Source organism: Specibacter sp. AOP5-B1-6 (assembly GCF_052376555.1).
In the GTDB taxonomy this organism is placed as follows: domain Bacteria; phylum Actinomycetota; class Actinomycetes; order Actinomycetales; family Micrococcaceae; genus Specibacter.
On record NZ_JBQSVT010000002.1, the window covers coordinates 32,995 to 55,943 of the forward strand.

Below are 22,949 nucleotides of genomic sequence, written 5' to 3' on the forward strand. Positions count from 1 at the left end.
GGTCCAACACATAAATGGGATCAGTGGTCCGCGGGCTCCGGGTTGGCCACTGCGCTGCGCAGGGCCCGCAGGCACATCAGGGCCGCCCCGAGCATGAGCGCCATGCTGACCAGGGCCACGGTGGATGAGCCGGAGTCGAAGGCGTGCTTGGCCGATTCCAGCAGTGCCGCACCCTGCGGGGCAGGCAGTGTGGCGGCAACGTCAATCGCGCCGCCAAGTGTCTGGCTCGCAGTATTTGCAGCGACCTCCGACACACCGGCCGGCACCACAATGTTCAACCTGTAGGACGCGGCCAGGATGCTGCCCAGCACGGCGGTTCCCAGCACCGAGCCCACCTCGTAGGCGGTTTCCGAGATTGCGGACGCGGCACCTGCCTTGGCCGGGGGAGCCGCTGAGAGGATGAGGTCGTTGGAAATGGTCTCGGCCGTTCCCACCCCGGCGCCCAGAACCAGGAATGCCACCATAATGCCGATGACGGAACCGTCGGTGTTCAACGCAACGATCAGGAAGGCAGTCGCGTTTAGGAACAGTCCGCCTGCCACCAGCCAGGACTGGCGGAACCTGTTGGCCAGGGACGCGGCCACGAGCCCGGAGACGATGGTGAGGGCAAGGCCGGGCACCAGAACATAGGCGGCGTTGGTGGGGGACAGGCCCACCACCAGCTGCAGGTGCTGGGTGATGAAGTACAGGAACCCAACGAGTGAAAAGATGCTCAGGAGGTTCGCGCTGACACTTCCGCTGAAGACGGGGTTCCTGAACAAGGTCACGTCCATCATGGGATTCACGCGGCGCAGCTGGCGGCGCACAAACAAGGCGCCGAGGCCAATGCCCACCACGATCAGAACCACGTTCAGCACTGAGAGCCCGGACTGGGCAATTTCCTTGATGCCAAAAATTGTCGGAACCATGGCTCCGAAGGACAACAAGATGCTGGCAGCATCAATCTTGCCCGGGGCGGGGTCCTTGGATTCGGGCACAAAGATCGGTGCCAGGATCAGCAGCGGAATCAGCACGGGGACGCTCATGAGGAACACAGCTCCCCACCAAAAATGTTCCAGGATGAAGCCGCCCACAATGGGGCCCAGGGCGGCACCGCCGGAGAAACCGGCGGCCCAGATGGCGATGGCCTTGCGGCGCTGGCCGGGGTGGAGGAACAAGTTCCGGATCAAGGACAGCGTTGAGGGCATCAACATGGCGCCGAACAGGCCCAGCAGTGCCCGATAGCCAATGAGCGCCCCGGCGTTCGGGGCAAACGCCGCAAACACCGAGACCACGGCAAAGCCCGTGCTGCCGATCAGCAGCAGCTTGCGTCGGCCGAACCTGTCCGCCATGCTGCCCATGGGCACCAGCAGTGCGGCCAACACCAGGGGATAAATGTCGATGGTCCACAGCAGTTCCGAGGCGGAGGGAGTCAACGCCAGGGAGATGGCGGGGATGGCGAAGCTGAGCACCGTGTTGTCCACGGACACCAGCAAAACGGGCAGCATGAGGACCGCCAGGGCCAGCCAGGTGCGGGCGCCGGCGCGTGGTGTGGTTTCGGACAAACCAGTTTTGGGGGTGACTGCAGAAATCGCCATACAAAAATTGTATACCGTCCAGACGGTTTAGTGTACCGTCTGGTTGGTGCAGTCCATCACTTCTTGTAGGGTGGACTAATGACTACACAACCCCCAGCACGAGAACGGGTGCTCGCCGCCTACGAGGACCTGCTCATCAGCGACGGGCCCAGGGCAGCAACGCTGGACGCCGTAGCCGCCTCGGCCGGAGTCTCCAAGGGCGGGTTGCTCTACCACTTCAAGGGCAAGGAAGCGCTGACCGAGGGCTTGTTGGCCAAATTGCATGACTATGCTGCACTGGATTTCGCGGCGATGGCCGCGGACCCGCAGGGCTGTGCCAGCTATTACATCCGCACCAGCGTCTTCGGCAGCACGCCGTTTGACCGTGTGATCGTCGCCGCCATGCGCCTGAGCCAAAGCGAGGACGACACCGTGCGGCAGGCGTTTTCCGAGATCCATGCCCGCTGGTATGAACTGATTCTCAGCGATATTGGCGATCCCGCGGTGTCACACGCCGTGATGCTCCTGGGCGACGGCATGTATTACAACGCAGCCTTGTTCGGCTTTCCCACCGGCGTGAAGAAGCAGGACGACACCCAGGAAAACATGGATGTGTCATCGCTGCTGGCAATCGTTGACAACATGCGGTCCGACGCGCGGTCCTAGTGTGCGCCAGCCCGCGTCCGGGCTATAGGCTTAAGCCATGAGTATCAATCCCGAGCTGCAGGGACGCAGCTATCGTTTAGCCGAAACATACAGCGTTGGCAGGGAATCCGTGCGGGATTTTGCCAGGGCTGTCAAAGCCGGCCACGCAGCCCATTTTGAGATTGCCGCAGCCCGGGCGCTGGGCCATGCGGACGTGGTGGCGCCCCCCACCTACGCCATTATCGTTGCCCAGCGGGCGGATGCGTTGTTGATCAACGACCCCGACTCCGGCATCGACTTCTCCCGCGTGGTGCACGCGGAACAAAAATTCACCCACCACCGGGCCATCGTCGCAGGCGATGAGCTGCGCGCGGAGCTGCACGTGGACACCGTCCGCGGCATGGGTGGCGGCGCCATGATCACCACGCGCGCCGAAATTTCAACTGTCGACGGCGAGGCTGTTGCCACCACCGTGTCAGCCATCCTGGTCCGCGGGGAGGGACAGTAATGAGCATCAACATTGCAGATTTGGCTGTGGGCACCGAGATCGGCTCACGCACCCTTGAGATCTCCCGCGCAGACCTCGTGAAGTATGCCGGCGCCTCCGGGGACTTCAACCCAATCCACTGGAACGACCGCTTTGCCCGCGAGGTGGAGCTGCCCGGCGTCATCGCCCACGGCATGTTCACCATGGGTGCGGCCGTGCAGCTGGTGACCGACTGGATCGGGGACCCCGCCGCCGTCGTGTCCTATGGCACCCGCTTCACCAAGCCTGTTCCCGTGGCCGACGTCGATGCCGGCCCGGGTGCCGTCGTCGAGGTCCTCGGGGTGGTTGGCGCGGTTAACAACGACGCCGGGACCGCACGGATTGACCTGACCGTCACTTTGGGCGGCCAGAAAGTTTTGGTCAAGGCGCAGGCCACGGTCCGCGTGGCGTGAACCAGGCCCTTCCCGCAGAGCGAATCAGCGCCTGGCGCAACGGTGTAGTCACCGCCTATGCAGGGTCCGGGCTGGTTTTTGCCACTTGGGTTTCCCGCATCCCGGCCATCCGCGACGATCTGGGCCTGACCCCCGGCCAAGTCGGCTTGATGCTGCTGTGCATGTCGCTGGGCTCGTTTGTCTCCGTGGCTGCCTCGGGGCTGATTGTGCTGCGCCTTGGCTCCAAGCTGACCTCCCGGTTCGGCGCCCTCATTCAAACCGTTGGCGTCATCGTCGTCGGGCTGGGAGCCACCGTGTTCTCCCAAACCCTGGTGGTGGGTGCCGGACTTGTCATTGTGGGCCTGGGCACTGCCAGCTGGAACACGGCCTCCAACATTGAGGGCGCCGCCGTTGAACGGGCCCTGGGCCGGCACATCATGCCCCGGCTGCACGGCTCGTTCAGCATCGGCACCGTCGTGGGTGCCGGCGTGGGCGCGCTGGCTGCTTCCGCGCACGTTCCCGTTGCGCTGCACTTGTCCGTCGTTGCCCTTGCTGCGTGCACGGCCGTGGTCATCGGAACAAGCCATTACCAGGCGGACAAGCTCACCACCACGGCCGCCATGGTGGACGTGGCGGAAGCCAGTGCCGTGCCCGGCACCGGCCCCATCCCGATCATCACCGCCGGAAGCGCCGGCACTACCGGAAGCGCCGGCACTACCGGAAGCGCCGGCACTACCGGAAGCGCCGGAAGCGCCGGAACACTCAGCGCCGAGAAGGCGGCGAAGCTGGCGGGCAAGGCTAAAATCGCGGCCGCCTGGCGTGATCCACGCACCTTGATGCTGGGCGCACTGGTGCTTGGCCTGGGCCTGGCTGAAGGGGCCGCCGGGGACTGGGTCGCCCTGTCCATGGTTGACGGCCACCACTCCACGGCCGCCATTGGCGCCGCCGGGTACGGAATTTTTGTGTCGGCCATGACGATTGGCCGCTTCGCCGGAACTGTCGTGCTGGACAAGTACGGCCGGGTGGTGGTGCTGCGTGTCGGCGCAGCCCTGGCCATCCTTGGCTTGGGTTTGTTTGTCTTTGCCCCCGCCGCCGAAGTGGCTCTTGCAGCACTGGTGCTCTGGGGGTTGGGATCGGCGCTGGGCTTCCCCGTGGCCATGTCCGCGGCCTCCGACGATCCCGAGCATGCGGCCGCCCGCGTTTCAGTGGTTTCCACGGTGGGCTACGGCGCCTTCCTTGGCGGTCCGCCGCTGCTGGGCCTCCTGGCCGAGCATGTTGGTGTGCTGCATTCCCTGCTTGCGGTGCTCGTCATGCTGGTTGTGGCGTTCTTCCTCACCCCCGTGGTGCGCAAGCCCAAATACCTGGAACTCCAGCAGGATGCCGGCACGGGATAGTCTGGAAACGTGAAAGAGCAAAAGTTTCTAAGTTCCCTGACCACCCTCGAAGTGGGCGGCCCCGCCCGGAACTATGTGGTGGCCGGCACCGAGGCTGAAATCATTGCCGCGGTTCAGGAAGCCGACGACGCCGGTGAGCCGCTGCTGGTGCTCGGCGGCGGCTCGAACCTGGTGGTCTCGGATGAGGGATTTGCCGGCACGGTGCTGAAGATCGCCAGCCAGGGCTACGTAGCCAACTCCCAGGACTCCTGCGGCGGCGCCTCCGTGGTGGTCCAGGCCGGCCACGACTGGGACGACTTTGTGCACCAAAGCGTCCTGCACGCATGGAGCGGGGTTGAGGCGCTGTCCGGAATTCCCGGCAGCACGGGCGCCACACCCGTGCAAAACGTCGGAGCCTATGGCTGCGAGGTCGCCCAAACCATCGCCGCCGTGCGCACCTGGGACCGGGAAAAGAACGCCGTCCACACATTCACCAATTCCGAGCTCAAGTTCGGCTACCGCGACTCGCTGCTGAAAGCCACCACCGTCAACGGCTCGCCGCGCTACGTGGTCCTCACCGTTGAATTCCAGCTCCTGCTGGGCCGGATGAGCGCCCCCATCAAATACTCGGAGCTGGCCCGCCGCCTCGACGTTGAGATCGGCAAGCGCGCCAACTCACTTGAGGTACGCCGCACGGTCCTGGCCCTGCGCGCAGCCAAGGGCATGGTCCTGGACCCGGCCGACCGCGACACCTTCTCCACCGGCTCCTTCTTCACCAACCCCCTCGTCACGGCCGAGGTCGCCAACACGCTGCCGGCCGACGCACCCCGCTGGCCGGCCGGTGACGTCGTCAAGCTCAGCGCCGCCTGGCTCATCGAGCACGCAGGCTTTTCCAAGGGCTTCGGCCTGGCCGGGGAACTTGGCGGTGTTTCCCCCGGTGGGAAGTACGACGCCGGGACCCTGCCGCGCGCTTCCCTGTCCACCAAGCACACCCTCGCCATCACGAACCGTGGCGGTGCCGGCGCCGAGGACATCCTGGCGGTTGCGCGGGAGGTGCGTGACGGCGTCGTCCGGGAATTCGGCATTGCCCTGGTGCCGGAACCGGTGCTGGCGGGCTGCTCCCTCTAATCACCCCGGCGTCCAAGCGGCCCCGTACACCCACGTGCCCCATACCCGGGTACGGGGTCAAGACGGCTCCCGGGTGTGATGTGCGCGGCACCCCCGCTTACGTAACCTAGAAGGTAGATTCAGACTTTTTCGTTTACGTGATGATTTGGGCATCCGTGAGGCACCATTGAGGAGCACAATGTCATCGACAACGCTTGATTCCACCGAACTATTGGACGGCGAGCCGGCCGCCAAGCCCGCCCGCAAACGCCCGGCCCGGGACCGCCACGTCACCGACTTCATCGCGCTGTGCGAGCAGGTTCGCGCCGCCGGATACATGGAACGCGACGTCAAATGGTACGTGTTGCGCATCGTCCGCCAAAGCATTGGCTACCTGGCCGTACTGGCACTGTTCCTGACGCTCGGGCAGAGCTGGTGGCAGATGGTTACCGCCGTGCTGTTCGCCTTCATGTGCACGCAGACCGCCTTCATCTCCCACGACGCCGCACACCGCCAGGTGTTTGCCTCCGCGAAGAAAAACGCGTGGCTGGCCCGCATCTCCGGCAACCTGTTCGTTGGCCTGAGCTACGGCTGGTGGATGAACAAGCACGGCAAGCACCACCTGAACCCGAACAAGATTGGCGTGGACGGTGACATTGATCCCGGCGCCCTCGTCTTTGACCCGGAGAATGCTGCCAAGCGCACCGGATTTGCCAAGTGGTTTGCCCGCCGTCAGGGCGCGTTCTTCTTCCCGCTGCTGACCCTTGCAGCGCTTGACCTGCACATTGCAGCAGTGAAGCGCGTGTTGGACCGCAAGCAGATTGTGCCGGAACGCAAGGCAGAGATCGCATTGCTGGTGGTTCGTCTCGTGGTGCTGCCTGCCTTCACCGTCTGGTTCCTTGGCTGGGGCATCGGCCTGGCGTTCGTCGCCGTGCAGATCATGGGCCTTGGCCTTTACATGGGCTGCGCCTTCGCCCCGAACCACAAGGGCATGCCGCTGGTCCCCAAGGACGTCAAGATCGACTTCATGCGCCGCCAGACCCTCATGAGCCGCAACATTTCCGGTGGCTGGTGGGTCGACGTCGGCATGGGTGGCTTGAACTACCAGATCGAACACCACCTGTTCCCCACCATGTCCTCCAAGAACCTCAAGGCTGTCCAGCCCATGGTCCGCGAGTACTGCGCCGAGCGCAACATCACGTACACCGAAACCACGCTGGGCCAGTCGTACATGATCGTCATGCGTTACCTGAACAAGGTTGGCCTGGGCCAGCGCGATCCGTTCGAGTGCCCCATCACCGCTCAGCTCCGCTCCGCCCGGTAACCGCTAGATTGGGTGCATGAGACTTAGAGTCACCCCCGTTGCGCTCGCCCGGCTCCGCCTCGCCGCCCAACTGATCCTGCCAACGTCCACCAGTCCCCGCCCGGGACCGGTGGACGTTGTGCGTTCCCTGACTGCGTTGCAGGGCCAGGACTTCCCCGGCGCATTGTGGTCGATCGGCCTGCGTTCACCGGGGAGCACCCGCGCAGACGTGGAAGCTGCATTCAACCGCGGTGAACTTGTCCGCTCGTCGCCCATGCGCGGAACTTTGCACGTCACCGCTTCCGAGGACCTTGGCTGGATACTCTCCATCACCGCCGAACGCATGATCTCCTCCCTGGCCACCCGCCATCGCCAATTGGAAATTACGACGTCGGACCTCGAGCAGGTGCGCGGACTGGCCCTTGCGCTGTTGGAACAATCGGGCGGCCGTGTAACCCGTGAGGCACTGATGGCTGTCTTTGAGCAGGCCGGACAGCAGACCAGGGACCAGCGCGGCTACCATTTCCTGTTTCTGCTCTGCCTTGAGGGAACCCTCGTCCAGGGACCCATCAATACGGGAAAAGGCAACGGGCAGTACTACGTCAGCTCCAAGGAATGGATCAAGAACCCGCGCGTGCTGGAACGGGACCAAGCCTTGGCAGAGCTGGCCCTGCGCTACTTCCGCAGCCACGGACCGGCAACCATCAAGGACTTCCAATGGTGGTCCAAGCTGACGCTCAACGACATCAAGACAGGGCTCACCCAAATATCGAACCAGCTGGAAACGTTCGAGTGCAATGGCACGGAATACTATTTGGCCCCGGAAACGGCGGAGCTGCTGGGCGCCTCAGACAAGGGTGCGATACCCGGCGCCCGCTCGGTCCTGCTGCTGCCCGGCTTTGACGAGTACCTGCTGGGCTACACGGACCGCACGGCGGCACTGGCCCCGGAGCATGCCCCACTGACGGTGCCGGGAAACAATGGGATGTTCAAGGCGACCGTCGTGGCCGGCGGCAGGGTGGCCGGGACCTGGCGGAAAGCGCAAGATGCGGTCGAGAAGCAAAGGCAACTGTCCGGCGTCGTGCTGCCGGAATTGTTCACTGAACTGAGCCCGAACCAGGACAAGGCGTTGGGCAGGGCGGCGAAGAAGTACGCGAAGTTCCTCGGGAAATGACAAGGGACGGGCCCGGCCGTTGCTGGCCGGGCCCGTCCCTTGTGCCGGAGTTACAGCGTGCCGGTGGCGATCTTCAGCATGCGGCGCAGCGGCTCGGCGGCGCCCCAGAGGAGCTGGTCGCCCACCGTGAACGCGCTGATGTATTCGGGGCCCATTTCCATCTTGCGGATGCGGCCCACGGGGACTTCCAGGGTGCCGGAGGCGGCCACGGGGGTGAGGTCGGCCATGGAGGCTTCCTTCGTGTTGGGCACCACCTTGGCCCACTCGTTATCGTTGGCCAGCAGCGATTCGATCTCGGCCACGGACAGGTCCTCGCGCAGCTTCAGGGTCAGCGCCTGTGAGTGCGAACGCATCGCGCCGATGCGCACGCACAAGCCGTCCATGATGACCTGGTTGGACGCGGAGGTGCCCAGGATCTTGTTCGTCTCCACCCCGGCCTTCCACTCTTCCTTCGACTGGCCGTTGCCCAAATCGGCGTCGATCCAGGGGATCAGCGAACCGGCCAGCGGCACGCCGAACTGCGCGGAGTCGATGCCCTCGCGCTGGTGCGCCAGGACCTTGCGGTCAATTTCCAGGATGGCCGACGCCGGGTTGCCCAGTTCGGACGAAACCTCGGAGTTCAGTGTGCCGAACTGGTTCAGGAGCTCGCGCATGTGGCGCGCGCCGCCGCCGGAGGCCGCTTGGTAGGTCATGGCGGTGCCCCACTCGACAAGATTGTTCTTGAACAAGCCGCCCAGGCCCATGAGCATGCAGGAGACGGTGCAGTTGCCGCCGATGAAGTCCTTGGTGCCGTTCGCCAGGCCGGCGTCGATGACGTCGCGGTTGATGGGGTCCAGCACGATGATCGAGTCGTCGTTCATGCGCAGTGTGGAGGCGGCATCCATCCAGAGGCCGTCCCAGTCGCGGTTGCGCAGCTCGGTGTGCACGCGGCTGGTGTAGTCCCCGCCCTGGGCGGTCACAATAATCGGAAGTTTCGCCAGTGTATCGATGTCAAAGGCGTCTTCGAGCTTGCCGGCATCGCCGCCGGTAATCGCCGGGGCATTGCCGCCGGCGTTCGAGGTGGAGAAGAAGACGGGGTTGATATCGCCGAAGTCGCCTTCGTCCTGCATACGCTGCACCAGGACGGAACCGACCATGCCGCGCCAGCCAACCAGGCCGACGGAAGGAACACTGTTATTGGTCATGTTTCCAGTTTAGAGGGGAGGGGCAAATCGGCTGAAGTTCGTTTCACCCAATGAACAAGTACGACGGCGTTTCGCGCTTTTTGCGCTCGGGTCCCGTTGGGTGCGGGGCTGGCCGGGCAGCGCCCCGTGCGGGCTGGCCGATCCGGTCGAGTCAGTCGATCGGCCGGGGGAGGCCTTTGCGCTTGCGCACACTGGATGCCTTGATCTCCTTGATGAGGTCCCTTAATCCCATGACGAAGAAGAGTCCGAACGCCAAAACCAGTACGAACAGCATCAGGATGCCGATCCAGCCGTTGTCTTCCAGCAGCTTCAGATCGCGCAGATCGGCGTCGTTGAAGATGAGGCCGACAGTGGTGGCCCCGATGATGCTGGCCAAGGCAAACGCCCACACACCTATCCACGCAACATGGCCGAGAACGGAGGCCAGCGGGAGGTTCCCGCCCCGCTCGGTGCCATACTCTCCCGGCCGGTGGCTGTGCAGGTTTCCGTCTTCCCCCGCGGCCTGACATTATTTCGGCCTGATCAGCGTCATGCCAAGGGCCTTGTCCCGCTGGCGGCGGTACAGCACCGCAAGTGGAGCATTATTCTGCCGGTGTGGGAAGGCCCCGCTGGCGCCGCAGCCGTGTGGCTTTGGCTTCCTTGACGAGATTCCAGGTGGAGTAGACGATGGTCAGGCCAAGGAACCCAAAAACAATCCACAGTCCGGCGGGGATGTCGGTGTGTCCGCCGCTTGCACCGACGCTCAAAGCCCACAGGAATAGGCACAGTATTGCTATTTCACCGGCGACCAGGATTGAGTGTCCCCAAACAGTGCGGATCTTGGGCCCGAGCCCGTTGCGCGCCACTCCATATTCCTCCGGAAGGTAGCTGACGAGTTCGCCGTTGAAAGCCCGCCGCAGGTATCGTTTCTGGCCGCTGGCGACAGCCTGCTCATGCCAGGCAGTTGCCTCCTGGTCCCTGAGCAGTCGTGCCCCGTAATGTCGCATGGGTCCATCAACCTTTCAGGGGTTCAAGATTCGTTTTGAACGTGCAAAGTTCCTACGCGTCAGTATTTGATGTTCTTCGCCTGCTCTGGGTTTTCGCGTTCCCACTTCTCTCGGAGACGGGCCGTGCGGAACCCGATCCAGCTGAGGAACAAGAACATGACGGCTCCGCAGAATAAACCGATGGTTCCTGCCAGATCAAGGCCCTTGACAGCCATATAGACACCAAAACCAGCGAAAACCACGGCAAAGACGATGGGGATGGAGCTCTGAATTCGGATATTGCGAGGCTTGAGCGGGGTCTCGGAGCCGTTGACGTACACGCCGCGGGTGTAGGAATAAGGCCCGTATTGGCTCCGCATCCTTTTGCGGTCCCGGATGAGGTTGTTATGGTGCGGCTCGTAGGGGCCGGAGGGTTTGCCGGGAGACGAATGTGACATGGAATTTATTCCTGGGCCAGCAACTTCGCGGTGAGCAATGTGCGGACTTCATCATCGCTGAAGACGCCGGGAATTTGGACAGTCTGGTCGGCACCAGTGCCTGCGGCAGCCTCCCATCCGCCTGGGCGGGCCCGCAGGGCAACATTGCTCAAGTTGCTCTTCTCATCCGTGGCGGTGAAGATGATGGCTGCGTTTTCATTGTCTTGGTCAAAGATTTTGGCCATTTCCACCCAGCTCGCAGTCACATCTGCATCGGCCTGCTGCGCCGAAGCGAACCAGCCGCCCAGGCCGCGGCCCTGCATCATGAGGTTTACTTCCTTGTTCAGGAAATACACGACGCCGGCTCCTTGCCCCTCAGAAGTGAAGGCAATTGACACCCAACGGTTGGAGTTGCCCAGTGCGAAGAGAGCTGCAGCGGCCAAACCCTTGGGGGACATTGTCTCGCCGTCTTCTGCAACCAAGAGTCCCCGGGCAAGGAGGGACGAGGCGCCAGCCAGCAGCATGTCCTTGTTCTCAGCCGGATACTCCGCCTGGAGTGTTGCGGCACCAACAGCCGCCGCCTGGTTCGAAAAGCGGGACAACATGTACTGGATTTCGGCGATGCCAAATCCGCCCATGGATTCATCTACGGTCATGCCAGGTCTCCCTCAATTGTTTTAGCGGATCGTTTCACTTGTGACGTCACCAATTCCATGGCAGAAGCTTTTCTGGATTCTTTACAACATCGCTGACCGCAGACACCGTATTCTCGGCCACGTCGTTCGCAAAGTCGTTCACAGCCTCGACGGCCTTGGGTCCGTTCTCACCCAGCCACTGGGCTGCGCCCTCAATTTTGTCCCAATTGTCGTAAATAGCGATGGCTCCGGCGGCCACGATTGCAAAGGGTTGCTGCGGCCCCGGTATTAATGCAGCCACGCCGATCCCTGCCCTGACGGCGTCGGCGGCACCGGAATTAGTGGCTGCCTTGATGTTGCCACCAACGTCCCCATCTGTGTACCCAGTACCGAGGAACTCTCCATGGATCGATTTGTTGATGGCAGATACCGCATCGATTCCAACGCCTGCCCAGCCAAGGCCTTTTCCGAGGCCGTGGATGGCGTTTGCAAGTTTCGGTCCATTGGCGATCGACTCCGCGAACTTCCCACTCTCAAAGAGCTCGACACCATTTTTGAGGAAGTTGCCGGTCGGGCCCATGTTGAACCAGCGGGAGTCCATAAAACCAGCAATGGCTTGCGGGGTCCCCCAAAAATTCTTCAAATCCTTGGAATGAAGCAGCAGATCTCCGGTGAAAGCAATGTTTCGCGCGATCTTCAGGGTATCCGGAGCAAATTTGTAAATGTTCCAGGGGCGCCTGACATTGTTGTCAAACCAAGTCTTGTCCGGGTCGTATTCCCAGAACGGCTTGTCTCCACCACTGCCATCGCCGCGCCCTCCGGAGTGACCGCCCCCGCCGGCCAAACTCGAAGTGGAGCTGGCCTGCTCCTGCTCGACGGCGTGCTTGTTCAGTTCGGTGGCGGTTTCATCGAGCATGGCGCCCGTCCGCGAAATGATGCCACGGTGCTGGCCGCGCCATTGCGAGGCAAACCGCTGTGCATCCGGCCCCTGCCAATAGCGCGGAAGCTGGTTCACGGCACCGTCGATGAGCTTCTGCGCCTGGGCAAGTTTTTGTGAGTTGCCGGAGAAGTCCCGGGCCAGTGCCCGAAGTTCTTCAACGTCGGCACCCAGCATTTCAGACATGGTCGCTCCGGAAGGTGAGGGGACAGGGAAATTGTTGCAAGTCTAGAACGAGCATAGTCACGGCAGTCATTGGCTGCGATGGGGTGGACTCCCCATCAAGTGCTACTCGGCCGAAAATTCGGTCTCGCCCCTGGCCCACAGGGTGATCCTGTACTCGGTGCCGTTCTTGGCGGTGTGCCATCCCTCAACGGGCGAACCCCCGCGGAACGACCAGTCCGGTCCAAGCGCAGGCGCCTGCGTGTCACCTGGTACGTCTGTGTTAATAACAGTTACGACGGCCACATTGCAGTGCTCGGCAGCCTGCGCATAGACCTGCCCGCCGCCAATGACCCAAACCTCATTGCCCCCGGGGGAAAGCTGTGCCTCAACAAGTGCTTCCTCCACCGAGTCAAGGGCGACGGCGCCGGCCGCCTCAGGCGTTGAACCCCACCCGGCTTGCCGGGTCACCACGATGTTGGTGCGCCCCGGCAGCGGACGGAACTTCTCCGGAAACGACTCCCAGGTACGACGGCCCATCACCACGGGGTGGCCCGTAGTGACGCGCTTGAAGTGGGCCATGTCCTCGGGCAGGCGCCACGGCATGCCGCCGTTGGCGCCGATCACGCCGGTCTTGGTCTGCGCCCAGATCATGCCCACGATGGGCTGGCTGAAGCGGTAGTTCGTGGGGGACTCGCTCATACTGCGATCGGCGCCTTAATCGAGGGGTGGTGCTGGTAGTTGACCAGCTCGAAGTCTGCAAAGTCGTAGTCAAAGATGGAGTCAGGCTTGCGGGTGAAGCGCAGCTGCGGGTAAGGGTAGGGCTCGCGGGTAAGCTGCTCGGCCACCTGCTCCACATGGTCGTCGTAAATGTGCACGTCGCCGCCGGTCCAGATGAACTCGCCCGGTTCCATGTCCAGCTGCTGCGCCACCATCATGGTCAGCAGTGCGTACGAGGCGATGTTGAACGGGACACCAAGAAACGTGTCGGCGGAGCGCTGGTACAGCTGGCAGCTGAGCTTGCCGCGGCCGTCTTCTGTGGGGGCAACGTAGAACTGGAAGAAGGCGTGGCATGGCGGCAGTGCCATGTTCTTCAACTCGCCAACATTCCAGGCCGAGACAATGTGGCGGCGGGAATCGGGGTTCTCCCGCAGGGACTCCATGACCTGGGCAATTTGGTCGATGTGTTCGCCGTCCGGCGTGGGCCACGAGCGCCACTGGACGCCATAAACGGGACCCAGCTCGCCGTCGTCGTCCGCCCATTCATTCCAAATCTTGACCCCGTTCTCCTGCAGCCAGCGCACGTTCGAATCGCCGCGCAGGAACCAGAGCAGCTCCATCGCGACCGACTTGAAGTGCACCCGCTTGGTGGTGATCAGCGGGAAACTCTCGCTCAGGTCAAAGCGCAGCTGGCGGCCAAAAACGCTGCGCGTGCCAGTGCCGGTGCGGTCCGATTTCGCGGTGCCGTTGGCCTGCACATCGCGCAGCATGTCCTCATACGGGGTCTCGATAGTAGCAGTCACGCGAACCAGTCTACTTGGAGCCTCGTCGGTGCAGGGTGCCCTGCAGCAGTGAGATGAGCGTCTTTCCGTCCAGCCCGGCTCGTTCCCCTTCTTCGATCAGATGCTCGACGGCGGCCATCACCTCCCCGGCCGCTCCCTCTGCTCGCAAGTCCCCGGCCGCTCCCACTGCTCGCAATCTCGCAGTGGGGCCCTCGCGGCCGTGGGCCCCCGCAGCGTGGGGCCAATCGGCGGATTCGCGGGCCGCGACCACTGTTCCCTGCCTGCGGTTGGTGGTCACGAGTCCTGCGGCTTCGAGCTCCTTGTACGCTCTGGCCACCGTGCCCGCGGCCACGCCAAGGTCCGCGGCAAGGCTGCGGACCGTGGGCAGGCGCGTGCCGGGTAGCAGCTCGCCGACGGCAATCAGCGATGAGACTTGTGTCTGGACCTGTTCGTACGGCGGAGTGGCAGTTTCCAAGTCAATGACAATTTGCGCTTCCATGGTGCGCTACTTGCTCAGGCTGGTGGTGTTTCCAGCAGGCGTGAAGTCGGCAGGGGTGAAGGCCCGCATGGGGTAGAAGACAAGAAGTACGGCAATGACATTGCACAGGAGGCCGAAAAAGCCCGATTCAAATCGAAGCATGAGCGGGTTGGAGGCCGGTGCCACGGGAACCATGATCAAGAGAATCCCAAGAATGGCGAACCAGCTGCCAGTGACGGTGCGGGCAATCCGAAACAATGAGCGGCGGCGCAGGGTCCTGTCCAGGGCTGAAGGGGCATTGCCCAGGCCCGGCCGGGTCAGGATAAACCGCAGGACGGCTAGGCCAACGGCCAGAACGCCCAGTGCAGCAATGCCGGGAATCCAATACATGGCTGCCGGAGCGTCCAAGCCATCCCATGAATTCTGACTGCCGGATGCGGCAACCCTGTGGGCATTCATGAGCGCCAGAACCATTCCAATTGTTGCGACCGCAAAGGCAAAGTACATCGGCCGGGGCAGGAAAACGCGCAACTTGCTGCGGGGTGCGCCTGGGGTTCCATAGTTGCGTCGCAGGAGGAATTCCATGGCCAGGTGGGCCAACAGGACGAAGAGCGTTGCCACAGCCACAATTCCTGTCAGTCCAAACAAGCCATGCATCGCATAGCCCACGGCGGCACCGACTATGGCGGCAGGAAGGACCGCCGCGCCGGCAGAATTAGTGAGTTTGGCGGCCGCGGGCCCGTCATCCGAAGCAAGCGCTGAGGAAGCGCCCGGGACATGCAAGGTGTTGTATCCGGGGTCGTCGGTTGCGGAATCGAGGAAGGGCGGCTTCCAAAACAGCATGGCGATGAGCACCGCCATGTTGACGATGCCCAGCCAGTTCACCCATGAGGTGGCGGGAGAGTCCGGAGCCGGTTGGGCGAGGTAGTTGCCGGCTATGGCGGCCAGCCCCGAGGCGACTGTGGCCGAGACACGCAGCAACCGGTTCATGCCGATGATCCGCAGGGTCGTATTTTGCTCCGGACTCAGCGCCTCGAGGGACCTGCGCGAGGCAATCAGCCGCATGACCAACATGGTTCCGGCCGCCAGAATAGTTAGTGATGCGCCAAGGGCGGTGGCCAACATCCATCCCGGAATTCGTCCGTCCAGGGGGAGCGGGAAGAGTCCTTGGGACGTTTGTCCGGAGGTGCGGCTTGGAAAGGCAGGGGCAAACGAGAGCCATGTAAGGGCGCCACCGGCGAGCAGGAAAATGCCGAGAACTGTCCAGCCCAAGGCTGGTTGCACGTAATCGCGGACCTGGCGAAACTCCAGGACAGCCACGCGCTTGGCAGATTTTGGTGCCGGCCAGGAAAGCTGGCCGACCAAATGCACCAAAATGACGGCCACAACCGGAACGATGAGCCAAGGGAAGGGAATCGTGGACCAAGGGTCAACCGGGTGAACAACGGCCGGATCGAAGGGGGCAGCCGATGGCTGGGGTGAATAGAGCCCGGCCCGGCTGGCACCGGTCAGGCTGCTGAACGCCCACGCGATGATGCCGGTCCACAGGGCGTGCTTGCGGATATGCTCAAGGGACTTGGATTCAGCCTTGCTCCATACGAACATTCGCAGGGCCAGATAGACCACCACGGCTGCGCCGACCCCGATCGTCCCCACAAGGACGAGCAGTTCCATCCAGTTGATTCCAAGCATCGCTCTCCCCATAACCTCGAATTCTTTGTATCAAGCCTACGGTACAAAGGCTCCTAGGGGAAAGAGTTCGCCGCTTTTGACGTGCCGGCGGCCGCTCGAGCGCACAGTCCTGACCACTTGCAGGGTGCCAAGCCGCCATGGCCGTGAGATGGCTGAGACGACGGAACTGGAATGAGTTTATCTGCGCATTGAAACAGCAGCAGATGCGCTGAAACAGCCGGCAAAGCCGCATCACCTGCTGTTTCGATCGGGGCAATCGCGTCTGCTGCTGCTTCGAATCGCTACGTCACCATATTGGCGAACTTGGCACAAATATTACTTCGTCAGCAGGTCCGGGTGCTGGACTGCCGCCACATTGGGGTGGGCCCGGAGCCGGTAACGGAGTGCGTTGTCCCCGTAGGTTTCCAAAATGGGGCTGTTGCCCGGGTCGGCTGACACGCCGCGCGCCTTGGCTTGGAACTCCGCGCTGACGGCGAGCTGCGGCATGGTGGCGTCAAGGGCCGGGTTGAAGAAGAACGGCAGGGAGATCCGGTCGGTGCCGCGCAGCGGGGAGATGACACGGTGCAGGGTCGCCTTGAGATACCCGTTGGTGGCCAGCTCGAGCATCTCGCCAATGTTCACCACAAAGGTTCCCGGCACCTGGGGTGCGTCGATCCATGTGCCCTGGTACTCCACCTGAAGGCCGCCCTTCTCAGGCTCGACGAGCAGGAGTGTCAGCACGCCGCCGTCGCGGTGGGAACCCACGCCCTGTACGGGATCGGGGTTGGATTCGCCGGGGTAACGCACAATTTTCAAGACAGGGAAGGCTCGTTCGGCAAACGCCGCGTCAAAGGTGTCCTCGGGTGCGCCAAGCGACACGGCAAGGGCGCGCAGAAGATCCAGGGAAATGGCGCTTAGCCGCTCGGTCCACTCTGAAACCACCTCGCGCATCTCGGGCAATCCGCCAGGCCACAGGTTGGGGCCCTCAAGGCGCCAGTAGTCGGGGACACCGTCGCCGGGCTCCACCGTGTCACGCTCCACGCCGATGTCGATCTGCTCGCGCCAGTCGGTAGCGCCATCGGTAATTTCCCCACCCATGCGGGTGTAGCCCCGGAACTGGGGGCTGTGAACATTTTCAACCGCGAGCTTGAGATCCTCGGGGAGGTCAAAAAAGCGCCGGGAAATATCGAGCATGGCATCGGTAAGTTCCTGCGGCACACCGTGGCCCGCGAGGTACAGGAAGCCAACCTCATGCATGGCATTGCGCAGGTCTGCCCGGAAGGCGGCGGCCTCCTCCGGACCTGCGCTCAGTCGGGAGAAGTCCAGGACGGGGAGTGATTCGAGTGAAGACATCGTATATATCCTTTGATGCGACATTGGCAAGCGAAAACCTGTAATCGCTTCAATGTTACGTACCGGACTCCGGTAAAGGGGAACAACGTGTCGAAATGCTACGTTCGGCTTGAATCTTAGGGCTGGATTCGCCGCCACACAGGGCAGCATGGCGGCTCAGTCCTCGTACGGCCTGTGCTGCTCCAGGGCCACGATCCGCCCGGGGTCGGCGATGGATACATGGGCAACCAGCACTTCGCCGGGAGACAGATGCGGGTCAAGCAGCGGCAGGGAATCTCTCAGCTCGGGGGACATGTGCGTGGCTAGTGTTGCCAAAATAGTTGGCAGCACCGGGCGGTGGGTGCACACTGCCGTGGAATTTGTCTTCGCCAACAATTTTTCAATTGCGGCACCGGCCTTGTCCGGATGGCGTTTGTGGTCGGCCTCTGTAAGACAGGGAACCACCTTGACCTTGGCCTTGGTGGCCTGGGCGTAGGGTGACATTGTTGCAATGCACCGCATCCAGCCGCTGGTGTGGATCCGGCCGGGATGCCAGGACATCAACAGGCGCTGCAGGTACAGGGCCTGTCGTTTGCCTGTCGCGGCCAGCGGGCGTTCGCCTTCGGCCCGGGTCCATGACGAACGGGGCTTGGCCTTCGCATGTCGGACGATCAGCAGCGGCCAAGTGTCAAGGGTCCCGTTTTCATGGGCGGCAACCAAGGCTTCGAGAGGCTCCAGGTCTGAAGGGTTGGACAGCAGGCCGCGGGCCTTGTTGGGACTGCACCAAATAACGGCGTCGACCTCCTTCCCATCGGGAACCGGCGGCATGTCATCCGTGGACGAAGCCCAGTAATGGACTTCCTTCAGACCGGGCTTTACCGGGTATTGAATGGCGGGAAGTGGAATTCCCAAAGTGATGGGCAGGCCCACCTCTTCGTACACTTCACGCACGGCGCACTCGGCCAAAGTCTCACCCTTGTCGAGTTTGCCCTTGGGCCAAGACCAGTCGTCGTAGCGCTGGCGGTGGATCAAAAGGAGCTCAAGCTTCTTTTTCTTCACCCGCCAGCACAGCGCGCCGGCAGCATAAATGGAGACGTCAGCGCCTTCGTCGACGGTTTCGTCGAGATTTTCAGTGTTGCGCATTACCGGTGCAGTGTTGATCGCGGACGTGAACGGCTGGCGAGCAGCCATGACTGACCATCGAGCAGGGGGGATCCATCGTCGTCGAGATGATGGCGTTTCCATTCGCCGTCGTTGTCCAGATGCCAGCTGGCAGTGCCTGGATCCAGATAGCGGTCAAGCAGGGAGTTGACCTCGGCGATGTCTTCCTTGTTGGAAAGCTGCACGAGAGCCTCGACCCGACGGTCAAGGTTCCTGTGCATCATGTCCGCGGAGCCAATGTATACAACCGGGTCGCCGCCGTTGGCAAAGGTGAACACCCGTGAGTGCTCAAGGAAGCGGCCAAGGAACGAACGGACGGTGATGTTTTCGCTGAGTCCGGGGACGCCCGGGCGCAGCGAACAAATGCCGCGCACAATCACGCCAACCTCCACGCCGGCCTGCGAGGCACGGTAGAGGGAGTCGATGATGGCTTCGTCGACCATCGAGTTGACCTTGATGCGCACCCGCGCCGGCAGCCCGGCCTTCTTGTTGGCAATTTCGGCGTCAATGCGTTCAATCAAGCCCGAACGGACGGAGCGCGGGGCCACCAGCAAACGGTCAAAGGATGACTTGGGCGCGTATCCGGACAGCTGGTTGAACAGCTTGGACAGGTCCTCGCCCACCTGGTTGTCGGCAGTCAGCAACCCCAGGTCCTCGTAGTATCTTGCCGTGCGGGGGTGGTAGTTGCCGGTGCCGATATGGCAGTAGCGGCGCAGCCCGTCCTGCTCCTGGCGGACCACAAGGGACAACTTGCAGTGGGTTTTCAACCCCACGATGCCGTACACCACGTGCACGCCGGCCTGCTCCAGTTTCCGGGCCCAGGAAATGTTGGCCTGCTCGTCAAAGCGGGCCTTGATCTCAACCAGGGCCAATACCTGTTTGCCGGCCTCGGCAGCATCCACCAAGGCATCCACGATGGGGGAGTCGCCCGAGGTCCTGTACAAGGTCTGCTTGATGGCCCGGACCTTGGGGTCGGCCGCTGCCTGTTCCAGGAATGCCTGCACGGAAGTGGAAAAGGCGTCGTAGGGATGGTGCAGCAGGATGTCACGACGGCGCATGGCGGCAAAGACATTGGCCGCCTTGGAGGTCTCCGAGGCGTTCAGGTCGCGGGAGGTGTGGGCCACATGCTTGGGGTAGCGCAGGTCCGGGCGGTCGATGCTGCCGATGATTGACAAACCGCGCAGGTCCAGGGGAGCCGGCAGCGAGTAGACCTCGGCCTCGTCAACGTCGAGTTCGCGCACAAGGAGGGCCAGGACGCTCGGGTTGATGTCGGTGGCGACCTCGAGCCGGACCGGCGGGCCAAATTTCCGGCGCAGCAGTTCCTTCTCCAGAGCCTGCAGAAGGTTCTCGGCGTCGTCCTCTTCAACTTCAAGGTCCTCGTTGCGGGTGACCCGGAACGTGTGGTGTTCGACAATGTCCATGCCGGGGAACAGCTGGTCAAGGTGTTGGGCAATGACCTCTTCAAGCGAGATGAATCGGGCCACGCGTCCGGGGACCGTGCCGGCCCGCGGACCGTCAACGGAGACCAGCCGGGGCAGCAGGTCCGGGACTTTCAGCCGGGCAAAGAGTTCCTTGTCGCTGACCGGATTGCGCACCACAACGGCCAGGTTCAGGGACAACCCGGAGATGTAGGGGAACGGGTGGGCAGGGTCCACTGCCAACGGCGTGAGGATGGGGAAAATCTTCTCGGCGAACATCGAGGACAACTGCACCTTGGCCTTGTCGTCCAGCTCGTCCCAATGCACCAGATGGATGTGTTCGTAGGCCAATGCCGGACGGATCTGGCTGGCAAAAACATGGGCGTGCCGGGCCTGCAGCTCGTGGGCGGCGTCGCTGATCTGCTCCAAAACTTCCACGGGGCTCAGACCGGCGGGGGAGGGCACGGCGAGGCCGGCCGCAATGCGGCGCTTCAACCCGGCCACACGCACCATGAAGAATTCGTCCAGGTTGGAGGCGAAGATCGACAGGAAGGTCACACGCTCCAACAGGTGCAGATCCGGGTCTTCGGCGAGTTCCAGAACCCGGGCGTTGAATGCCAGCCAGCTCAGTTCCCGGTCAAGGAACCTGTCGGGGGTGATATCGCCCTCGGGAATGAGCGTCGGCTCAAAGTCGGGAATTTCGATCCGATCCTGGGTGGCCCGTGAAGCCGGCACTTCACCTGCAACAAAGCGTTCCCGGCCATTGGCGGCCGCAGTATTCACTGTTCGCTTGTATTCGCGCTTCATCAAAAAATCCTCATGGTCGGTATTGCCTTGAAACAACCTTACAAGCCGCAACTGCAGCCGCCTGCAAAATCAGTGTGCGGGCTATGCCGACATCGGTCCGTACATGACATCTGAATCCCATTTGGTGAAACCGAGCTTGCGGTACAACGAAACCGCCGCCTCATTGTCCGCATCAACGTAAAGCATAACGGCACGCAGGCCGGCATTTTGAAGGTGATCCATGCCCTGCCGTGTGAGGATTTTGCCCAGGCCAAGCCCCTGCGCAGCCGGAGTCACGCCAACAACATAAACCTCACCCATGGCGGCCTGCCCCGCGCGGGCAGGGTGGGTCTTGGTCCAGTGGAAGCCCAGGATTTCGCCGGCATCGTTGACGGCGAGGAAGAATCCTGCCGGATCAAACCACGGCTCGGCCATGCGGGCCTGCAGGTCGGCCAGCGTCATTGAACCCTGTTCGGGGTGGTGGACGAAGGCTGCGGCGTTGGCCGCCAGCCACGCCTCCTCGTCCTGGTGGGGGACAAATGTTCGCAGCGTCACGCCGTCGGGCGTTGGATAGTCATTCGTTGTCTGCTCCGGCACGTCACCGGACGACGGCGACTGCCGGACAAGGCGCATGCGCCACAGTTCGCGGATGGCCCGGTAGCCATAGCTGGCGGCAAGGTCCGCCGCAGCCTCATGATCGCCATGGGACCAGGCCTTGATGCCCTGCAGCCCGCGGGCTTCAACGAGCTTGTCGGCCAGGATCGCGCCCACGCCGTCGTTGCGGTAGGCCGGGTGCACCACGATTTCCAAAACACCTTCACTGCCGTCGAGCACGACAACTGCCACGCCGGCCAGATCTTCGCCGACGGTGGGGGAGGCGTCCTCCGGGGCGTACGTCAGCAGGGTCAGAACGCTGTGCGGGCCTGCCCCGGTGGATTTTAGCTCCACCAGCGTTTGCTCGGAGAAGGGCGGATTGCCGTCTGCGTCCTCGGCCGCATCAATGACGGTCTGGATCTCTTGGAGAAGCTCAGGTCCGGGGGCGCCGGGGATAACCGTCACGGGCCAGCTGTCAGTCTTTGCGGGGCTCATAACCACAGCCTAGTGGGCCTGCCCAAGGTAAGGCGAGACTCTGCGGCCGCGAACGTGTCGCAGCCGCCCGAAGTTGCACGGTGCCGTGCCGACTTGCCGCTTGTTGCCATGCTTGCCGCCCCTGATCCAGTCGGGAATTGGGAAATCCGGGCCGGGTTGCGTGCTGCCGGACTTGTGGCATAGAGTATGTGAGCAGCAGCCTGGGAGACCGGAGTGCTGGAAATTGGCGGAGTCGTTTGATTCCTGTAATTTCACTGGGGGGATGCACCAGTGGGGTGTCCTCGATACGTTCGACCCGTATGTCCTCCACCAACAAGGAAGGCCCGTTTCCATCATGGAAACGGGCCTTCCTTCTCGTTGCGACCCGGGTTACGGGTTAGGGGTTAGCGGGTCAGGCGTCGGAGAATGCGTCTTCGGGCAGCTTGGAAATCGTGAGCCGGTAGCCGACGTTGCGCACTGTGCTGATCAAGTTTTCATTCTCAGCGCCCAATTTGGCCCGCAGACGGCGAATATGAACATCCACTGTCCGGGTGCCGCCGTAGTAGTCGTAGCCCCACACCTCGTTGAGCAGTTGCGCCCGCGTAAAGACGCGGCCCGGATGCTGGGCCAGATACTTTAGAAGCTCAAATTCCTTGTAGGTCAGGTTCAGCACTGCGCCGTGGACCCTTGCCGTGTAGCTGTCCTCGTCGATGACAATGCCGGCAGCCTGAATCTCCTGGTGCGTGTCTTCCTCGGCGCTGGCCGCCCGGGTCAATGCCAGGCGGATCCGGGCTTCCACCTCCGCGGGGCCGGCGGAATCCACGACGACGTCATCCGCCGCCCAGGAAGCCGTCACCGCGGCCATGCCGCCCTCGGTCAAAACGAGCAGCAACGGAACACTGATTCCGGTGGCACGGAGCAGCTGGGTCAGGGAGCGGGATCCGGCCAGGTCCTTGCGGGCATCCACCATGATGAGGTCGACGGGCTTGGCATCGAGCAGTGCCGTGGGAACTGCGGGGAGGATGTGGACACTGTGGCTCAAAAGTTCCAGCGCAGGAAGTATTTCCACGGAACTGCCGTGGTTGTTGGTCAGCATTAAAATCTGCGACATGACTTCCTAACAAAGTGCTGTAAGCG

The 22,949-nt window shown here is 62.7% G+C and carries 23 protein-coding genes; 7 read left to right on the forward strand and 16 right to left on the reverse strand.

Annotated features, from left to right (window positions below; translation table 11 throughout):
- Positions 1 to 20: 20 nt before the first annotated feature.
- The gene (locus tag ACT3TS_RS01220) at positions 21 to 1,577 is read right to left on the reverse strand and encodes an MFS transporter (protein WP_444529674.1); all 1,557 of its coding nucleotides are present in this window, start codon (positions 1,575 to 1,577) and stop codon (positions 21 to 23) included.
- A gap of 78 nt (positions 1,578 to 1,655) precedes the next feature.
- On the opposite strand from ACT3TS_RS01220, the gene ACT3TS_RS01225 reads away from it, so the two are divergent.
- The 7 genes from ACT3TS_RS01225 to ACT3TS_RS01255 all read left to right on the forward strand — a co-directional run bounded on the left by ACT3TS_RS01225 (position 1,656) and on the right by ACT3TS_RS01255 (position 8,076).
- A complete protein-coding gene (locus ACT3TS_RS01225; protein WP_444529675.1) occupies positions 1,656 to 2,222 on the forward strand; it encodes a TetR/AcrR family transcriptional regulator in 567 nt (188 codons plus the stop codon).
- Positions 2,223 to 2,259: 37 nt separating this feature from the next.
- Complete coding sequence (locus ACT3TS_RS01230; RefSeq protein ID WP_444529676.1) at positions 2,260 to 2,709, forward strand: FAS1-like dehydratase domain-containing protein; 450 nt, start codon at positions 2,260 to 2,262, stop codon at positions 2,707 to 2,709.
- Complete coding sequence (locus ACT3TS_RS01235) at positions 2,709 to 3,140, forward strand: MaoC family dehydratase (RefSeq protein ID WP_444529677.1); 432 nt, start codon at positions 2,709 to 2,711, stop codon at positions 3,138 to 3,140. Before ACT3TS_RS01230 ends, ACT3TS_RS01235 begins: the two co-directional genes overlap by 1 nt.
- Positions 3,137 to 4,513: an MFS transporter gene (locus tag ACT3TS_RS01240; protein ID WP_444529678.1), complete on the forward strand. Its 1,377-nt coding sequence runs from the start codon at positions 3,137 to 3,139 to the stop codon at positions 4,511 to 4,513. The genes ACT3TS_RS01235 and ACT3TS_RS01240 overlap by 4 nt, the downstream gene beginning before the upstream one ends.
- 9 nt (positions 4,514 to 4,522) lie before the next feature.
- Entirely contained in the window at positions 4,523 to 5,620 is a 1,098-nt protein-coding gene (locus tag ACT3TS_RS01245; RefSeq protein ID WP_444529679.1) for a UDP-N-acetylmuramate dehydrogenase, read from the forward strand.
- Positions 5,621 to 5,798: 178 nt separating this feature from the next.
- A complete protein-coding gene (locus ACT3TS_RS01250) occupies positions 5,799 to 6,923 on the forward strand; it encodes a fatty acid desaturase family protein (RefSeq protein WP_444529680.1) in 1,125 nt (374 codons plus the stop codon).
- 16 nt (positions 6,924 to 6,939) lie between these two features.
- On the forward strand, positions 6,940 to 8,076 hold the full coding sequence (locus ACT3TS_RS01255) for a winged helix DNA-binding domain-containing protein (RefSeq protein WP_444529681.1): 1,137 nt from the start codon (positions 6,940 to 6,942) through the stop codon (positions 8,074 to 8,076).
- A 50-nt stretch (positions 8,077 to 8,126) separates the two neighbouring features.
- On the opposite strand, the gene asd is transcribed toward ACT3TS_RS01255, so the two are convergent.
- The 15 genes from asd to ACT3TS_RS01330 all read right to left on the reverse strand — a co-directional run bounded on the left by asd (position 8,127) and on the right by ACT3TS_RS01330 (position 22,923).
- The gene (asd, locus tag ACT3TS_RS01260; RefSeq protein ID WP_444529682.1) at positions 8,127 to 9,260 is read right to left on the reverse strand and encodes an aspartate-semialdehyde dehydrogenase; all 1,134 of its coding nucleotides are present in this window, start codon (positions 9,258 to 9,260) and stop codon (positions 8,127 to 8,129) included.
- 151 nt (positions 9,261 to 9,411) lie between these two features.
- Positions 9,412 to 9,636 carry a hypothetical protein gene (locus ACT3TS_RS01265; RefSeq protein WP_444529683.1) on the reverse strand — a complete coding sequence of 75 codons (225 nt, stop codon included), beginning with the start codon at positions 9,634 to 9,636 and terminating at the stop codon, positions 9,412 to 9,414.
- Between the two features lie 205 nt (positions 9,637 to 9,841).
- A complete protein-coding gene (locus ACT3TS_RS01270) occupies positions 9,842 to 10,246 on the reverse strand; it encodes a hypothetical protein (RefSeq protein WP_444529684.1) in 405 nt (134 codons plus the stop codon).
- 59 nt (positions 10,247 to 10,305) lie between these two features.
- The gene (locus tag ACT3TS_RS01275) at positions 10,306 to 10,683 is read right to left on the reverse strand and encodes a hypothetical protein (protein WP_444529685.1); all 378 of its coding nucleotides are present in this window, start codon (positions 10,681 to 10,683) and stop codon (positions 10,306 to 10,308) included.
- Between the two features lie 5 nt (positions 10,684 to 10,688).
- Positions 10,689 to 11,318: a hypothetical protein gene (locus tag ACT3TS_RS01280; RefSeq protein WP_444529686.1), complete on the reverse strand. Its 630-nt coding sequence runs from the start codon at positions 11,316 to 11,318 to the stop codon at positions 10,689 to 10,691.
- Between the two features lie 46 nt (positions 11,319 to 11,364).
- Entirely contained in the window at positions 11,365 to 12,420 is a 1,056-nt protein-coding gene (locus tag ACT3TS_RS01285; RefSeq protein WP_444529687.1) for a WXG100 family type VII secretion target, read from the reverse strand.
- A gap of 102 nt (positions 12,421 to 12,522) precedes the next feature.
- Positions 12,523 to 13,098 (reverse strand): dihydrofolate reductase, encoded by a 576-nt coding sequence (locus ACT3TS_RS01290; protein WP_444529688.1) that lies wholly within the window; start codon positions 13,096 to 13,098, stop codon positions 12,523 to 12,525.
- Complete coding sequence (locus ACT3TS_RS01295; RefSeq protein WP_444529817.1) at positions 13,095 to 13,886, reverse strand: thymidylate synthase; 792 nt, start codon at positions 13,884 to 13,886, stop codon at positions 13,095 to 13,097. The genes ACT3TS_RS01290 and ACT3TS_RS01295 overlap by 4 nt, the downstream gene beginning before the upstream one ends.
- A 43-nt stretch (positions 13,887 to 13,929) precedes the next feature.
- Positions 13,930 to 14,397: a GntR family transcriptional regulator gene (locus ACT3TS_RS01300; protein ID WP_444529689.1), complete on the reverse strand. Its 468-nt coding sequence runs from the start codon at positions 14,395 to 14,397 to the stop codon at positions 13,930 to 13,932.
- A 6-nt stretch (positions 14,398 to 14,403) separates the two neighbouring features.
- Positions 14,404 to 16,068 carry a hypothetical protein gene (locus tag ACT3TS_RS01305; protein WP_444529690.1) on the reverse strand — a complete coding sequence of 555 codons (1,665 nt, stop codon included), beginning with the start codon at positions 16,066 to 16,068 and terminating at the stop codon, positions 14,404 to 14,406.
- Between the two features lie 315 nt (positions 16,069 to 16,383).
- Positions 16,384 to 17,400 carry an isopenicillin N synthase family dioxygenase gene (locus ACT3TS_RS01310; protein ID WP_444529691.1) on the reverse strand — a complete coding sequence of 339 codons (1,017 nt, stop codon included), beginning with the start codon at positions 17,398 to 17,400 and terminating at the stop codon, positions 16,384 to 16,386.
- Between the two features lie 156 nt (positions 17,401 to 17,556).
- A complete protein-coding gene (locus tag ACT3TS_RS01315; RefSeq protein ID WP_444529692.1) occupies positions 17,557 to 18,522 on the reverse strand; it encodes an NUDIX hydrolase in 966 nt (321 codons plus the stop codon).
- Positions 18,522 to 20,765, reverse strand: coding sequence for an RNA degradosome polyphosphate kinase (locus ACT3TS_RS01320; protein WP_444529693.1), 2,244 nt, complete (start codon positions 20,763 to 20,765; stop codon positions 18,522 to 18,524). Before ACT3TS_RS01320 ends, ACT3TS_RS01315 begins: the two co-directional genes overlap by 1 nt.
- 81 nt (positions 20,766 to 20,846) lie before the next feature.
- Positions 20,847 to 21,833 carry a mycothiol synthase gene (mshD, locus tag ACT3TS_RS01325; protein WP_444529694.1) on the reverse strand — a complete coding sequence of 329 codons (987 nt, stop codon included), beginning with the start codon at positions 21,831 to 21,833 and terminating at the stop codon, positions 20,847 to 20,849.
- A gap of 391 nt (positions 21,834 to 22,224) precedes the next feature.
- Positions 22,225 to 22,923, reverse strand: a complete 699-nt coding sequence (locus tag ACT3TS_RS01330) for a winged helix-turn-helix transcriptional regulator (protein ID WP_444529695.1) — start codon at positions 22,921 to 22,923, stop codon at positions 22,225 to 22,227.
- Positions 22,924 to 22,949 lie beyond the last annotated feature (26 nt).